The 14,027-nt window shown below is 58.4% G+C and carries 13 protein-coding genes; 8 read left to right on the forward strand and 5 right to left on the reverse strand.

Annotated elements, in window-relative coordinates; translation table 11 throughout:
- From ACVWY8_RS09985 to ACVWY8_RS09995, 3 genes are all read left to right on the forward strand, one after another.
- Complete coding sequence (locus tag ACVWY8_RS09985) at positions 1-831, forward strand: phytanoyl-CoA dioxygenase family protein (protein WP_457394540.1); 831 nt, start codon at positions 1-3, stop codon at positions 829-831.
- A 596-nt stretch (positions 832-1,427) separates the two neighbouring features.
- Complete coding sequence (chlG, locus tag ACVWY8_RS09990) at positions 1,428-2,534, forward strand: chlorophyll synthase ChlG (RefSeq protein ID WP_414352183.1); 1,107 nt, start codon at positions 1,428-1,430, stop codon at positions 2,532-2,534.
- A 173-nt stretch (positions 2,535-2,707) separates the two neighbouring features.
- Positions 2,708-3,169 (forward strand): hypothetical protein, encoded by a 462-nt coding sequence (locus tag ACVWY8_RS09995; protein WP_457394538.1) that lies wholly within the window; start codon positions 2,708-2,710, stop codon positions 3,167-3,169.
- A gap of 402 nt (positions 3,170-3,571) precedes the next feature.
- Here the strand turns inward: ACVWY8_RS09995 and ACVWY8_RS10000 are convergent, their stop codons facing one another.
- Positions 3,572-4,816: an RNA-guided endonuclease InsQ/TnpB family protein gene (locus tag ACVWY8_RS10000; protein WP_457394535.1), complete on the reverse strand. Its 1,245-nt coding sequence runs from the start codon at positions 4,814-4,816 to the stop codon at positions 3,572-3,574.
- 57 nt (positions 4,817-4,873) lie between these two features.
- Between ACVWY8_RS10000 and tnpA the strand changes: the two genes are divergently transcribed.
- Positions 4,874-5,314 (forward strand): IS200/IS605 family transposase, encoded by a 441-nt coding sequence (tnpA, locus tag ACVWY8_RS10005; protein ID WP_457394533.1) that lies wholly within the window; start codon positions 4,874-4,876, stop codon positions 5,312-5,314.
- Positions 5,315-5,383: 69 nt separating this feature from the next.
- Here the strand turns inward: tnpA and ACVWY8_RS10010 are convergent, their stop codons facing one another.
- The 4 genes from ACVWY8_RS10010 to ACVWY8_RS10025 form a co-directional block, all read right to left on the reverse strand.
- On the reverse strand, positions 5,384-6,772 hold the full coding sequence (locus tag ACVWY8_RS10010) for an MFS transporter (protein ID WP_457394607.1): 1,389 nt from the start codon (positions 6,770-6,772) through the stop codon (positions 5,384-5,386).
- Positions 6,773-6,848: 76 nt separating this feature from the next.
- Positions 6,849-7,589 (reverse strand): Uma2 family endonuclease, encoded by a 741-nt coding sequence (locus ACVWY8_RS10015; RefSeq protein ID WP_457394530.1) that lies wholly within the window; start codon positions 7,587-7,589, stop codon positions 6,849-6,851.
- Between the two features lie 40 nt (positions 7,590-7,629).
- Positions 7,630-9,015 (reverse strand): aspartate ammonia-lyase, encoded by a 1,386-nt coding sequence (locus tag ACVWY8_RS10020; RefSeq protein ID WP_457394604.1) that lies wholly within the window; start codon positions 9,013-9,015, stop codon positions 7,630-7,632.
- A gap of 41 nt (positions 9,016-9,056) precedes the next feature.
- Complete coding sequence (locus ACVWY8_RS10025; RefSeq protein WP_011432176.1) at positions 9,057-9,368, reverse strand: hypothetical protein; 312 nt, start codon at positions 9,366-9,368, stop codon at positions 9,057-9,059.
- 310 nt (positions 9,369-9,678) lie between these two features.
- Between ACVWY8_RS10025 and infC the strand changes: the two genes are divergently transcribed.
- From infC to raf1, 4 genes are all read left to right on the forward strand, one after another.
- Positions 9,679-10,185: a translation initiation factor IF-3 gene (gene infC, locus ACVWY8_RS10030; protein ID WP_457388865.1), complete on the forward strand. Its 507-nt coding sequence runs from the start codon at positions 9,679-9,681 to the stop codon at positions 10,183-10,185.
- A gap of 15 nt (positions 10,186-10,200) precedes the next feature.
- Positions 10,201-10,665, forward strand: a complete 465-nt coding sequence (gene bcp, locus ACVWY8_RS10035) for a thioredoxin-dependent thiol peroxidase (RefSeq protein ID WP_457394528.1) — start codon at positions 10,201-10,203, stop codon at positions 10,663-10,665.
- A 104-nt stretch (positions 10,666-10,769) separates the two neighbouring features.
- Complete coding sequence (locus ACVWY8_RS10040) at positions 10,770-12,707, forward strand: serine/threonine-protein kinase (protein ID WP_457394526.1); 1,938 nt, start codon at positions 10,770-10,772, stop codon at positions 12,705-12,707.
- Between the two features lie 164 nt (positions 12,708-12,871).
- Positions 12,872-13,975, forward strand: coding sequence for a RuBisCO accumulation factor 1 (gene raf1 / locus ACVWY8_RS10045; protein ID WP_414343401.1), 1,104 nt, complete (start codon positions 12,872-12,874; stop codon positions 13,973-13,975).
- The last annotated feature ends 52 nt before the right edge of the window (positions 13,976-14,027 follow it).

Consider the following 14,027-nt stretch of genomic DNA (forward strand, 5'->3'; position numbering starts at 1 on the left):
ATGTTGGCCCAGTTGCGCTTCAGCCCTGCGGTTCGCGTCAGCGGGACGGAGTCCTTACAGGAGCTCCAGCAGCCGGATCCAGAGACCGTAGAGCAGGCTTTTGAACTGTTTTCCACAGAGGGCTATCTGGTGTTGCCGGAGATCTTTCCCCCCGAGCTCATCGACAAGTTGCACAGCAGCTTTCTGGCCACCTACAGCCGCTACTGCACCCACGAAAACCACGCCGATGCCCTGTTAGTGGGCAATAGACGGGTGATGGTAACGGTTCGCCTGGAGGGCCCCTTCAACGATCCCCTCATCTATGCCCATCCTCTGATCTTGCCCATCCTGAAGCGGATTTTGGGGCCGGAGTTGATCTTGAGCGGGCTGGGGGCGGTGGTCTCTCTGCCGGGATCCGCCGATCAACAAGTTCACCGGGATCTGTCTCATCTGTTTGGCGACGAGACCTTGGATGCGATCATTCCTTGCTATGCCCTGAATTTGCTTATTCCTCTGGTGGAGGTCAACGAAGAGAACGGCATGACCCGTCTCTGGCCCGGCAGCCATGCGGTCTTCGATGCCCACTATACCGAGCTGGCCCAGCAGATGCCCTTTGTCGATCCACCCTTGGCCAAGGGATCCTGCCTCCTGTTCGACTACCGCCTGATTCATCTGGGTCGGGCCAATCGCTCGCCCGCTCCCCGTCCCCTTCTCTACAACACCTACAGCCGCGCTTGGTTTCGGGATCCCATCAATTACACTCGGCAACCTCCCCTGGTGATCCCGGCCCAAGAAAAAGAGCGGATCCCAGCGGAGCACCAAAACCTATTCGTGACGGCACAGATTGTGTAGACGGCCCGGAACTGCGAGCTAACCGAAAACTCGGCGGCTCAGGCCCCGGCATTTATGCCTAGGGATAAGCTACCGTCTCCTGATAGGATGTGAGTATCGCTCCACCCATTTATAGAAAGGTGCAGTGCTGAAGGTGAAGTAGAAGTATCTGGGGTGTTTCCACATCCCAGTAGCTGGTGCGTTCGCCTTGGCGGCGCGAAGCGCTTTGGCGTCCCCCACGGTGCTGCGGTATAAGCCACATGCTCGGTGTAGCTCAGTCAGTGGGAGTTGTTTTGCTGGCTGAGAACGGATCCTCTGGCTTTAGCCGTGGGGAGAACGTCAACCTCTCCTCTTGTTTGAGGAATCCGGTCAGCTAGACCGCCGAGAAGCGACGCCCTCTATGTATCAGCATGAGGGTCAGGATGAAAGGCGGAAACCCTTGCTATGGTAAACACAGAGCGGTGGGGCATCCCGTTCTTAAAGCTCAGGAAATGTCCTTAACAGGAGTCACTGAGAAGCTCGTACTCTATGCATCAGCATGAGTGCGGGAGTATGTCACGATGTCTCAGAATGGGGGTGGTTATCCCCGTTATTGCAGTTTGATTGCGCATCCCACCATGAGCGAAAAGATCCCCCAAGATCCCTCCTTGCCGGAAGTGGCGGCTGAGATGGCCTTTGCTGCAGAGCCCAGTTTAGAGGAGGTAGGAGCTACTGCGGAAGAAACCACCCCAGACTCGGATCCCGGCAAGGGATCCCCTGGCACCGGCGGGTCGAATGCGCAGCGTGTCCGTCAACTGCTGGGCATGAAAGGAGCAGAGGTGGAGTCTCGCTCCATTTGGCAGTTGCACTTGCAGCTGATGAAACCGGTTACCTGGATTCCTTTGGTGTGGGGTCTGATTCCGGGGGCGGCATCTTCCGGTCACTTCACCTGGACTTGGGAGAATGTGGCTCTCATTTTGGTGGGCATGATTCTGGCGGGCCCCCTGATGACGGGCTATACCCAAACGGTGAACGAATACTACGACCGCGAGATCGACGCCATCAACGAGCCCTACCGCCCGATCCCTTCGGGGGCCATCTCTCTGCAGCGGGTGGTTATCCAAATCTGGGTGCTGCTGATCTTGGGGTTGGGCTTGGCCTACGCTCTGGACTGGTACACCGGCCATGACTTCCCGGTGATCACCTGCATTGCGCTGGCAGGAGCCCTGATTGCCTACATTTACTCGGCGCCCCCCCTGAAGCTCAAGCGCAACGGCTGGCTGGGCAACTACGCCCTGGGCGCCAGCTACATCGCCCTGCCCTGGTGGACAGGCCACGCCTTGTTCGGCGAGCTGAACTGGACGGTCTGCATCCTGACGCTGATCTACAGCTTGGCCGGGCTGGGGATTGCTGTGGTCAACGATTTCAAAAGCATCGAAGGGGACAGGCAGTTTGGCTTGGCCTCTTTGCCGGTGATGTTTGGGGCGATGGGGGCCGCTTGGATCTCGGTGCTGATGATCGACCTGTTCCAGTTCGGCATGGCCTCGTTTTTGCTGGGGGCGGGCCTAAAACTTTACGCGGCCCTTTTGGTGCTGCTGATCATCCCGCAAATAACCTTCCAAGATATGTACCTGCTGCGGGATCCTTTGAACAACGATGTGAAATACCAGGCCAGTGCGCAGCCCTTCTTGGTGTTGGGCATGTTGGTGGTCGGGCTGGCGTTGGGCCGCTCGGGGCTGTGGTAGTCGAGCCGACGGCAAAGTGCCCATCTTGGCAACAGAGGTGACGGCTTCCGCCCTGGGTTCGGCCCGACATCTGGGCCAAGATCAAGTTAAGTTGAGCCAGGGATCCATCCCCTTCGAGGATCGTTGGCGGATCCCTGGAAGCTGTTATGGCCCTGGGCCAAAGGAGATATCCAATGAAGCTGTTGTTTCCCCTCCAACTCGGCCTAAGCCTGGCTTTGCTCTTGGGGCCGCTGGCCGTCTCTCCCGCCCAAGCGCAGCGGATCGTCATCGACGGGCGGGGGATCGTGGTAGAACCCAGCACAGGTGGCTCGGTGATCCTCAATCCCGACCAGCCGGTCTTTTCTCCAATCTTGCCCTCTGCAGTTCCTTTTTCCATCGATGAAGAAGGCAAGATCGTCTCTGCCCCTGGCTACCGCTGCAGTGCGGCTACTGCTGCCGACAACTCCCCCATCATCTGTCGCTCCCAGTTCAACCGCAACGACGTGGTGGTGTATGAGCGGGACGGCCAATCCAACACCTTCTTCGTAAATGCTGACAACACGGTGACCCGGCCCTCCGGCAGTGGGCTGCGGATTGTGCCCAACCCTGAACCGGCGACTCCCTCGGGTAGCGGCCTGCGCATCATCCTAGACTGAGGGCAGGGATCCCTTCACCTCTTGTCCAGTTGCAACCGCAGCATTTGCTCTGCATCCTAGAGAGGTTTGGCGAAGAAATAGCCCTGGCCATACTCGCAGTTCAACAGCCTCATTGGTGCAGTTGCTGTAGGGTTTCGATCCCCTCGGCAGTGACATCCATTCCCAGGCTGCGGGCCAAGGTGATGATCAGGCAATGGTCTCGGCATTTTCTTCATTCGGCCCCCAGCGCGAGATGAAGGAGTGATCGATTTTCAGGCCATTTTTTCAGGCCATTGATGAGGTAATCCTGCAGGCCCCTGAGAGAGGAGTAGCCTGGGCCGAAGATCAAAACCCCCGCAATTGCGCCAGTTGCTCTGCCGCTAGAAACCGTAGCCTATTTTGCGGTGTGACATACTCCCGCACTCATGCTGGCGCAAAGCGCTCCGCGCCGCTAAAGCGAAAGAGTACGGGCTTCTCAGTGACTCCTGTGAAGGACATTTCCTGAGCTTTGAGAACGGGATGCCCCACCGCTCTGTATTTGATGTTTATCGCCGCGTTGTGGTCTCGGCCTAGTTCCAGTCCACAATGCGGGCAAGAATGCCATCTGTCTCGAATGGTTTTCGGTACTTTTTGACCGCACTGAGAACAGTCTTGGCTCGTGCCTCTTGGATCCACTGCAATCGCCCTCAGCCCAGCTCTTTCAGCCTTGACTGCGAGGATTTGCAGGAATTGCCCCCACCCAGCGTCATAGATGGATTTCGCTAGTCGGGTTCTAGCAATACCTTTGGTGTTGAGCGCCTCATACGCAATATGCTTCCCTTTGCTTACTAGCTTCTTGGCTACTTTGTAGTGGAAATCTTTACGCTGATTGGCCACCTTGAGGTGTGCTTTAGCTACTCGCCCTAAGGCTTTCTTGCGGCGGTTTGACCCTTTCTGCTTACGGGATAATGACCGCTGCAGCCTCTCCAGGCGCTTTTGGGCGCGGCGGTAATACTGGGGCACTGGGACGGACTCCCCTGTATCGGTCACCAAAAAGGAGTCCAGCCCCATGTCGATCCCTATCGTGTTCTCCAGTGTTGCAGGCTCAGGAACAAACTCGGGGACGGACGCATCTTGCAGGCTTAATGTCACATACCACCCATCAGCCTTACGGGTGATGGTGGCAGTCTTGATAACAAACCCGTCAGGCAACGGACGGTGTTGAATCAGCTTAATTGCTCCGATTTTGGGCAGATGAATAAACTTCCCTTGAATGCAGTCCTGTTTTACCTGGGGAAAGGTGAAGGAACGATACCGGCCCGCCCCTTTGAATCTCGGCCTTCCTGCCCTCTTGCCGTTACGGTCGCCTTTCAGCCAGCGGTCGAATGCTTTGTGCACCCGCTCTATGCAGTTTTGCAGGACTTGCGAATGGATTGCTTGGTATTCGGGGAACCTTGCTTTGGTATTCACCAAGTCTCGTTTTTGGGAGTAGACATCCGGCCTGTCTTTCAGCTCAGGCAAATGACAGATTAAGGGGCAGGCGTTTATATTACAGCGGTTTTGTTCCCACCAGTTAAGCCGCTCTGCCAACCGATAGTTGTACTGCTTGCGCAACAGCTCCAGCCATTGCTCCATCAGGACAACTTGACTGGGCGTAGGCCGCAGGCGGTACTGATAGGCAGTCCTCATCTTAAGCGTACTCAGAAACCGCTACACTGATTATAGCGCCAGCAGGGATTAGCGACCATGAAGCATGATTTTGTTTCCAGCGGCAGAGCTGTATCTGACTTGAAGGCACACTTGGTCTTAACCACCAAGTACCGTCGCAAGGTATTTACCAGCGAAATGCTGCAGCGATTACATGAAGTTATGTATGACCTTTGCCAAAAGTGGGGTTGCAAACTTATTGAGTTCAACGGCGAGGCAGACCATGTTCATCTGCTGTTCCAGTACTACCCGCAAGTGGATCTGTCCAAATTGGTAAACAACATCAAATCCGTCTCTAGTCGCAGGATGAGAAGCGAGTTTGCGGATTACATCAGCAAGATATACCGGAAAAATGTGCTGTGGAATGAATCTTATTTCATCGCTTCATGTGGTGGGGTGACAGTCTCGGTATTGAGCCAGTATATTGAAAACCAAGGTACTCCCGCCTCTCATCCCGTCCCAAGCGCTCCGCGCCGCTAGCGCGTTCGCTTCAGCGGGCCGTAGGCCATACGTCCTACGGACAGAGGGCGGGGCTTCTCGGCGGTTTAGCTAAGGAGATCTTTCGGTGCTGGGGTGGTATTGTTGCCGTCTTTCTTCCAATTCCATCAGGATCTGCTGATGACGCTGCCGGGTGATTGGGTAGAACCACACCAGCAAGATCCCGCCGATCAGGGCCACCGCCGGTAAGGGGCCAATGGCAACGCGAATGGCCAACAAAGCCGATTCCGGCTGGATGGGCAGGGCCTCTCCGGCCACCGAAGGCACAAAGCCGGCCCAATCCAGAGCTTGCCCCACGAAAAACAGTCCCAGCGCCAGGCCCACCTTTTGTAAGAAGACCATAAAAGCGTAGAAGATCCCCTCCCGCCGCTCCCCGGTTTGTAGTTCATCCAGATCGATCACATCCGGCAACATCGACCAAGGGCCGAGATAGGCTGTAGCAGAAACCCCAATGCCGGCCAACAGAGCCAGCCCAATCATGATCCCCTGCTGCCCGGGCTGGAGAAAAAACAGGCCTGCCTGCGAGATCAGCCAAAACCCCGCCCCAATGAGGTACATGGTGCGCTTGTCCAGATGGGTGCTCAGTTGGGTCCAACCGAACAGCGTCAGCACTGCGATCCCCTGTACCGCCAGTACCACCAAGGAAATCCACACCTCCGGCAGGCCCATCCAGAAGACGATGAAATAAGGGATGATTGTGGCTGTGAACTGAAACGCCAGCCAAGAACACAGGTAGATGCCGCTGACAAACAGGTAGGGGCGGTTGCTGAAGGCCACCCGCAGTTGTTGAACCAGGGGCATGGGATCCCGTTGGGATGGATACCGTTCTCGCACCCCCCAAAAACAGATCAGCAAGGGCACAGCCGAGATCACTCCAAAACAGGCTCCGGCCAGCAGATGGCCGGCAGCCCGATCCGGCAGCAGGTTGACCAGCAGGGGAAAGGTGACCACCGCAACCATGCTGCCCCCTACAGAGAAGGCAAAGCGGAATTGGTTGAGCTGGGTGCGCTCGTCGTAATCCTGGGTCAGCTCCGCTGTCAGGGAGGCGTAGGGAATATTGGCCGCAGAGTAGAAGGTATTGAACAGCAGCGACACCAGTAGGTAGTAGGCGAAAAGGGGGCCAATACGACCGGGAAAAGGGATCCACCACTGGGCCAGGAACGTGAGGCCGAAGGGGAGGGCGGAAAACAGCAACCAGGGACGGCGACGGCCCCAACGACTGCGGGTACGGTCGCTGAGGATGCCGATGATGGGATCGTTAATGGCATCCCAAATGCGAGTGATGGCGTAGATGCTGCCGGCCAAGCCTGCTGCCATGCCAACGGTATTGGTGAGAAAGGGCAGCAAGAAAAAGATGAGGATGTTAGCTGTCATGCCTGTGCCCAGATCCCCCACCCCGTAGGCCAGCTTCGTCCACAGGCTGAGTCGTTGTCTGGTCATCATGTCCCCCTGGAATGCCAGGATCGCAGTGTACGGGGTAGGTGGAGATTTCTTTGGGGATCCCTGGAAAAGCTGATCAAAATTCAGGGTCTTCTCCCAGTTCCCGTAGCCGCTGGGCCAGTCGTTCGGCTCGGGAGCGTTCCAATTCTGCCCGCTGCCGTTCCAATTCAGCCCGTTGCCGTTCCAATTCAGCCCGCTGCCGTTCTAGTTCAGCTCCCGTAGGCAACAATTGCCCTGTCCTATCATACCAGCGCACCCAAAAGCGTTCTCGCCCCTCGTAGGATCCCCACCACCGACCGATACTCAAGTCCAAATCGGGCAACAGAATTGGGGGATGTTCTCCAGCGCCTGAGCCGGGGAGCAGCTCATAGTGTCCGCCCTGGAGTTGATAAACATTCAGCTCATCGGTCTCTAGCTCGAAGGTGACGTAGTAGGGGATCCGCAGCCGCCTTTCGTAGAGCTGGAATTTGGCTTGTCCGGGTTTTTCTTCCCCCTGGTCGTTGCAGATGATCTCCAAGATGAGAATAGGCAAGATATTCCCTTCATCCCAAACCACATAGCTTTTGCGGGCAGTGCCATCCCGCCAACGGGGAACCCCCAGCACCAGAAACAAATCTGGAACAATGACCTGCCGGGGTAGGGCGTAGTAAAGGCCCATATTGCAAGCCACAAAAAAGTCTTGCCGATCTGACCAGTGCAGCAGCAGCGGTTCCCGAAGGAGGGGGTATTGGCGGCCTTGATCCTCGTTGTCCAAGGGGGTGTCGTCTGTATCGGGCAAGTCGTGCTGGGTGGGCCAGCGATAGGGGGCGATGGTCATGGCCAGGCAGGAGCAGTATGCCTCCACTGTAGCGAATGGGTTAGGACTGCATTTGGCTCATCGCCTCCAGATCCAGCACCTTGGCCACCTGTTCCGGGGTCATCAAGTTGCGCTCTAAGACAATCTGCCGAATGGACTGGCCGGTTTCCAAAGAAGCCTTGGCCACTTCTGCAGCTTGCAAATAGCCGATGTAGGGGTTGAGGGCGGTCACCAAAGCCAGCGTCCCTTCTGCGTAGCTACGGCAGCGCTCCGGTTTGGGGGTGATGCCTTGAATGCAGCGCTCGGTGAAGACCCGCAGGCTGTTGTTTAGGATCTGTAGGCTGTGCAGGAGGTCATAAGCAATGAGGGGCATCATCACGTTCAGCTCAAATTGCCCCGCCTGAGCACAGAGGGTGATGGCGGTATCCAGCCCGATCACCTGAAAGCAGGCCATGTTCAACATCTCGGCTATCACCGGGTTGTACTTGCCAGGCATGATGGAAGAGCCGGGCTGCACCGGCGGCAGTTGGATCTCCTTCAGGCCGGTCTTGGGGCCAGAATCCATCAGCCGCAGGTCGTTGGCCAGCTTGATGCCATCTTGGGCCAGGTTGCGCAGGGATCCCGACAGATGCACAAAGGGGGCCATGCTCTGCATCGCCGCCATCAGGTGGGGGGCAGGGGTGAGGGGCAACTGGGTATACTCTGCCAGCCGTTGCACCACCTTTTGCCGGTACTGGGGATGAGTGTTGAGGCCAGTGCCGACGGCGCTTCCCCCCAGCCCCAAGCTGCACAGGGCCTGGCTGGCCTCCTCGATCCACCGACGGTGTTGGGCAAAGATGGCCGCGTAGGCGCCGAAGCTATCCCCCAGCCGCACTGGCACCGCATCCTGCAAATGGGTGCGACCGGCCTTGAGGATGCCGCGAAACTCTTGGGCCTTCTGCTCCAGCGCCGCTACCAAATTGTCCAGCGTGCCCAGCAGATCCCGCCGCACCCGCAGCAGGGCAGCCAGGCGAATGGCGGTAGGAATGACATCGTTGGTGGATTGGCCGTAGTTGACGTGATCGTTGGGGCTGACCCGCTGGTAGCGGCCCTTGGGCTCCCCCAGGATCTCCAAGGCGCGGTTGGCCAACACTTCGTTGACATTCATGTGGTGAGAGGTGCCCGCCCCCGCCTGGTACACATCCACCACAAACTGATCCCGCAGGGATCCCTGGAGGATCTCATCCGCCGCTTGGACAATCGCCTTGGCCACTTCTGCCGGAATGCACCCCAGCTCGCCGTTGACCTCCGCCGCCGCCTTTTTAATCAGCACGCAGGCCTCCACATACTCTGGCAGGGGCTTGAGGCCGCTGATGGGGAAGTTCTCCAGGGCACGGGCGGTCTGGATGCCGTAGTAAACCGACTGGGGTAGTTGCCGCTCCCCCATTGAGTCTCGTTCGCTGCGCACCTCAGCCAAGGCTTTTCCTCCCCCGTTCGCGGATCCTTGGGCTAGCTTCCGGCAGCCTTCTCTGAGGGTGTCTCGACGGCTGCAGATAAGTTTTGTAAAGTAGCCTGCAACTGCTGGCTGAGGCGCTCGTTGTTCTCTGCCAAGACCAACACCATGGCCGCACAGGCCAGATGCACCCCTGCTCGAAATTCTGCCGAAGACTTGTACTGGATCAGCGCTTCGCTATCCCCTTCCCGCGGGCTGAGGATGAGCTGAACCGACTTTTGGGCCAACTCTGTCAGTTCCCGTTCCGTTAAACCGAGCTGCACCGCTTCTGCCCTCCCTGCTGGCCGACAAACAACCTTTGATCCCATCAGGATCGCCACTTTGGTATCCTACCGCGGTTGTTGCCCCAATCTGGCAGGATCCCCAAGTGAGCGGGCCTTGACAACGCTTGACGGCTCTAGAAAGAGACGGAAAATGCCGGTTAGTATAGGTGCAGCCTGCCTTGGCCTGCGGGCCAGTGGCCGACTTTGATTGGAGAGTCCAAACTCAGGGTTCGGCACTGCTCCGAAGGGGGCTAGTCCTACTTAGCATTTGTCTTGTGTTGTTATTTCGTTGAGAGAGGAAAACTTGACCGTAGAGCGTCCACCTGACCGCTTCCCCCGCAAGCAGCGTGCAGAGCTGCCGGCTATCAACGAGCGCATCCGCTTCCCCAAAATCCGCCTTATCGATACCGACGGCACTCAGTTGGGGATCATGAGCCCGCGCGAAGCCCTGCGCCTGGCAGAAGAAAAAGATCTGGACTTGGTCTTGGTGAGCGAAAAGGCCGACCCGCCCGTCTGCCGCATCATGGACTACGGCAAGTTCAAGTTTGAGAAGGAGAAGAAAGAACGGGAGGCCCGCAAGAAGCAACACACTGCCGAGATCAAGGAAGTGAAGTTTCGCTACAACATCGGCGAGCACGACTACAACGTGCGCCTGCGCAGCGCCCAACAGTTCTTGGGGGATGGAGACAAGGTGAAAGCCACGGTGATGTTCCGCGGTCGTGAGGCCCAGCACGCCGAGTTGGGGGAAGAATTGCTGCACCGCTTGTTCAAAGACTTACAAGAAGTGGCGGAAATGCAGCAGCCCCCCCAAAAGGAAGGGCGAAACATCACGATGATTCTCTCTCCCAAAAAATCGGTCTGAGGAGGGATCCCACCTATGCCCCTTGCGGTTGGGGATCCCGCTCCTGAGTTCACCTTGCCCGATGCCGAGGGCAATCCCATCAGCTTGAGCCAGTTGCGGGGACAGCGGGTGGTGCTCTATTTTTACCCGCGGGACAACACCCCCGGCTGCACCCAAGAAGCCTGCGGCTTTCGGGATGCCTACGCCGATTATCAGGCGCAAGGGATCCGCATTTTGGGGGTGAGCGCCGACGATGCCCGCTCCCACCAGAAATTTGCCCAGAAGTTCCGGCTCCCTTTTCCGTTGTTGGTGGATGAAGGAGGCAAGGTGGCCAGTGCTTATGGCGTCTTTGGCCCGAAGAAGTTTATGGGCAAAGAGTACAACGGCATTCACCGCACCACGTTTGTGATCGATCCGGAGGGGAAGATCGAGGCCATCATCACCAAGATCAACGTGGAAACCCACGCGGCGGAGCTGCTCAAGCAATTGACTGGTTCATAGCTTCCCGGCTGGGAAGAAACTGGCCATTCGCCAAAAGCGGCGATTCTGGGAGGAGATTTCCATGCTAGGGATAAAGGTGCTGAGATTTCCCTTGGGCTGGGGCCGTGTCCCGACGCAGCCGTACCCTCAAGTCGATTCACGATAGCTACCAAATGTTGGGTTTGGCCGGCCAAGGGCAGTATGGGCGCGTGTTCTGTGCCCGTCCCCACCAGGGGGGAGAGCTGGTGGCCCTGAAGGAGCTGCAGGCGGAGCGCTTTCCCACCCAAAATCTGCTGCGGGAGCTGCGCCATCTGCTCACCCTGAACCACCCCAACATCACCCGCTGCTATGCCCTCGAACATGCCCGCGAGGGTCGCTACCTGGTGTTGGAGTACTGCGAGGGGGGCACGCTGCGGGAGCTGATCGACCAGGTGGAGCAAGGGCTGTGGCTGCCGGTCAAACAGGTTTTGGGCTTTGTGGATCAGATTTTGGCCGGGTTAGATCATGCCCACCGGCAGGGGGTGATCCACTGCGATGTCAAGCCCGAGAACATCCTGCTCAAGCCCACGCCCCAGGGCTGGCAACTGAAGCTGACAGACTTTGGCATTGCCCGCCACTCCCAGCCTCTTCCCGATGAGATCAGCGCCACCGGATCCCCTGCCTACATGGCTCCCGAGCGCTTCTACGGTCAGTTTAGCCCTGCCTCGGATCTCTACGCGGTGGGGATCATCCTGCTGGAGCTGTTGACAGGCCGGCGGCCTTTTTCCGGATCCCCCGGCCAGTTGATGCACGCCCACCTCAACCAGCCGTTTGTCTGTCCCGAAGGGATCCCTGCCCCGCTGCGGGAGGTGCTGGAGATAGCCCTACGCAAGTTGCCCTTGCGGCGGTTCCGCACTGCTGCCCAAATGCGGTCGGCTTTGGCGGTGGTTGCCCAAGAGTGGCAAGAGCCGGCCAGTTGTTGGGTTGGCCCTCGCCTGCCCAGATGGCCGCCCCCTGGGGTACAGGTTTGGGATCTGCCGGATCTGGGCTCTGTTGACACTGGCGGGATGGAGTTCCTGGCCGAGCAAAAGTTCTGCATCTGCGAGGATCCCAGCGGCTCCAGATCCCCGCTGCTGTTGCGGGTGACCCCCCAGAGGCTGGAATGGCTGGAGCTCCAGAACCTTGCCCTGGGATCCCCTGCTTTGGCCCGTTTTTCCCTGGACGAGCCAATTCGGGCGGTGCTGCCCTTGAACACCTTCCCGGAAGCCCTGGCCTTCTCCCAAAGCAGCCTTTTGCACCTCAGCCCCAGCCGCATCCGTACCTTGCTCAGCTTTGAAGGGGATTGGCAGGCCACCTGGCTGGCAGAGCGACAGGAGCTGTTCTGGGCCACCGCCCAAGAGTTGGGGGCAGTACAATGGCAGCCGACAGGAACACAGCCTTTCCCCGATTCCCGCTGTTATTTCCGCTGGCCTTGGCAGGGATCCCTGTCCCGCTTGCTGGCCCTCTCGGAGCATCTGGTTTTGTTGACAGGTGTGGGGCAGCAGTGGGTGGAGATGAGCCTCTTGCCCTATCCCAAGGGACACCATCCCACTGTCGCGACCGGTTGGTCTCTGCAGACGGGATCCCAGCCCATTCGCTATCGCCTGCCCTTGGATCCCCAAGGGGGGGTGATCAGCCTGGGGGAACGGTTGCTCTTCGCGGCAACAGATGGGGGCAAGGAAGGCCAGCAGGATTTCTGCCCCTATCTCGACTCGGTGCAGGTGAATCCGCTGCGGGTGCGCCGCTGGTTCTTGAAAGGGCAACCTGTCCAGATGGCCAAGGCCCCTTGGGGCGTGCTGCTGCTGTGTCGAGAGGGCGAGCAATCCACTTCCCTCTGGCTGTACAGTGAAAAAGGGGATCCCTTGGCCCAAGTAGCTGTGCCTAACGGCTCACAGGTGTTGCAGGTGGGCCAAAGGGGCAAGATTTGGCTGCAGGTGCCCAAAGCAGAGAAATCTCACCTGTCTCAGCTTTGGCAATTGGATCTGAACTGCTTGCCGGTAAGTGGACAGCCTTCCCAGGTGATGCTGTGCGACCCAGCGATCTAGAGTTTCGCCAAGGACTCCGTCCCGCTGTCGCGACCGGACTCGGCCAGAACCGCTATCAGCCCTAAGATCAAGTTTGAAGATCAAGTTTGGCCAGATGCCCGGCCAGCTCTGCTGGGCTGTGGACCAGGGGAGTGGTGATCTGTCCAGCCTGTTGGAGAACAAGCATGAGTCAGTATCTGCCGGAACCTGCTGCTGTGGAGGAGGATCCCAGCTTGTTGGTAGAGCGGCTGCGCCGCAAAGAGGGCCGGTGGCTGGATTGGGCCAAGGCCTGTCAAGCTTTGCAACGACAGAAAATGACTCCCCAGGCCATCTTCGAGGCAACCGGGTTTGAGCCCATTCACCAAAACCAGATCCTTGTTGCGGCCCAGGTTTACGAAGGGATGGCCAAAGCAGGAGCCAGCCCAGAAGTTCTGGGGCATTTTGCCCATAAAGGCAGCGATATCCTCTACGAGTTGCGCATTCTCTCTCCACAGGATCGGGTTCGGGTGGCGGAATTTATCTTCAGTCGCCATTTGAATGCCGCTGATGCTCATGAGATCGCCCGCGCCGTGAAAAATTATGCCCAGCTCCAACAGCTTCCGGAAGGGTTTACGGATCACCCCGGCGATGCGGTGGCCTATCAAGCCTGGCGGACGGCCCAGCAAACCCGCGATCTGCAGGAGCGAACTCGGGCTATCGGTCGAGCGTTTCAGTATGTCCACAGTGATACAGCCCGCCGACAGGTGGAGCAGCTCTTGTCCACGATTGCCACCAGCTCCCGCCCCCAACGCAGCGTTTTGCCCAAGCTGTCGGTGTTTCGCCTGGAAGAAGATCTGCCGCGACTGCTGCCGGTGGCCGGATCCCTGCCTCTTGCAACTGCCGCCTGGGAAGGGATCCCCCCCAGCGAGCCGCAAGGGCCCTTTGGCTGGGTCAACAGCCCGGCGGAGCAGACTTGGATGGCCTTGCCTGCTTGGCCGGTGATTCAAAAGGCCGGGGATCCGGTGATCCTTCAGGTGGAAAACCGGCTTTTGGGATCCCTGTTGGGTTTGCCGGTGCCTGCCGGTGAAGAACAGGATCCGGTTTTGCTGGTGGTCGATCGCGCCGCTCGGGTTTGGGAGGGAGCTCAGATGGCGGGATTTTTCCTGGTGGATCGGGCCGGATCCCTGGCGGTGGAGTGGATAGAAGACTCGCCCTCCTCTCCCCTGTTGGGCCAGGTGCTGATGGCCGTGCGCCCCCCGCGGGTTTTCGATGAGGTGCTGGCTCAGGATCCCTGGCAGTTGGAAGAATAGGCGTTGGGATCCCGCCGTTGTAGCCATTCGTGCTAGTGGTGCAGAGCACCGC

Source organism: Thermostichus sp. OS-CIW-32, from assembly GCF_054060415.1.

Excerpts from the sequence above, each read along its gene's own strand:
- ACVWY8_RS09985 (WP_457394540.1), top strand. The coding sequence starts at position 1 with ATGTTGGCCCAGTTGCGCTTCAGCCCTGCGGTTCGCGTCAGCGGGACG.
- chlG (WP_414352183.1), top strand. The coding sequence starts at position 1,428 with ATGAGCGAAAAGATCCCCCAAGATCCCTCCTTGCCGGAAGTGGCGGCT.
- ACVWY8_RS09995 (WP_457394538.1), top strand. The coding sequence starts at position 2,708 with ATGAAGCTGTTGTTTCCCCTCCAACTCGGCCTAAGCCTGGCTTTGCTC.
- ACVWY8_RS10000 (WP_457394535.1), bottom strand. The coding sequence starts at position 4,816 with ATGAGGACTGCCTATCAGTACCGCCTGCGGCCTACGCCCAGTCAAGTT.
- tnpA (WP_457394533.1), top strand. The coding sequence starts at position 4,874 with ATGAAGCATGATTTTGTTTCCAGCGGCAGAGCTGTATCTGACTTGAAG.
- ACVWY8_RS10010 (WP_457394607.1), bottom strand. The coding sequence starts at position 6,772 with ATGACCAGACAACGACTCAGCCTGTGGACGAAGCTGGCCTACGGGGTG.
- ACVWY8_RS10015 (WP_457394530.1), bottom strand. The coding sequence starts at position 7,589 with ATGACCATCGCCCCCTATCGCTGGCCCACCCAGCACGACTTGCCCGAT.
- ACVWY8_RS10025 (WP_011432176.1), bottom strand. The coding sequence starts at position 9,368 with ATGGGATCAAAGGTTGTTTGTCGGCCAGCAGGGAGGGCAGAAGCGGTG.
- bcp (WP_457394528.1), top strand. The coding sequence starts at position 10,201 with ATGCCCCTTGCGGTTGGGGATCCCGCTCCTGAGTTCACCTTGCCCGAT.
- raf1 (WP_414343401.1), top strand. The coding sequence starts at position 12,872 with ATGAGTCAGTATCTGCCGGAACCTGCTGCTGTGGAGGAGGATCCCAGC.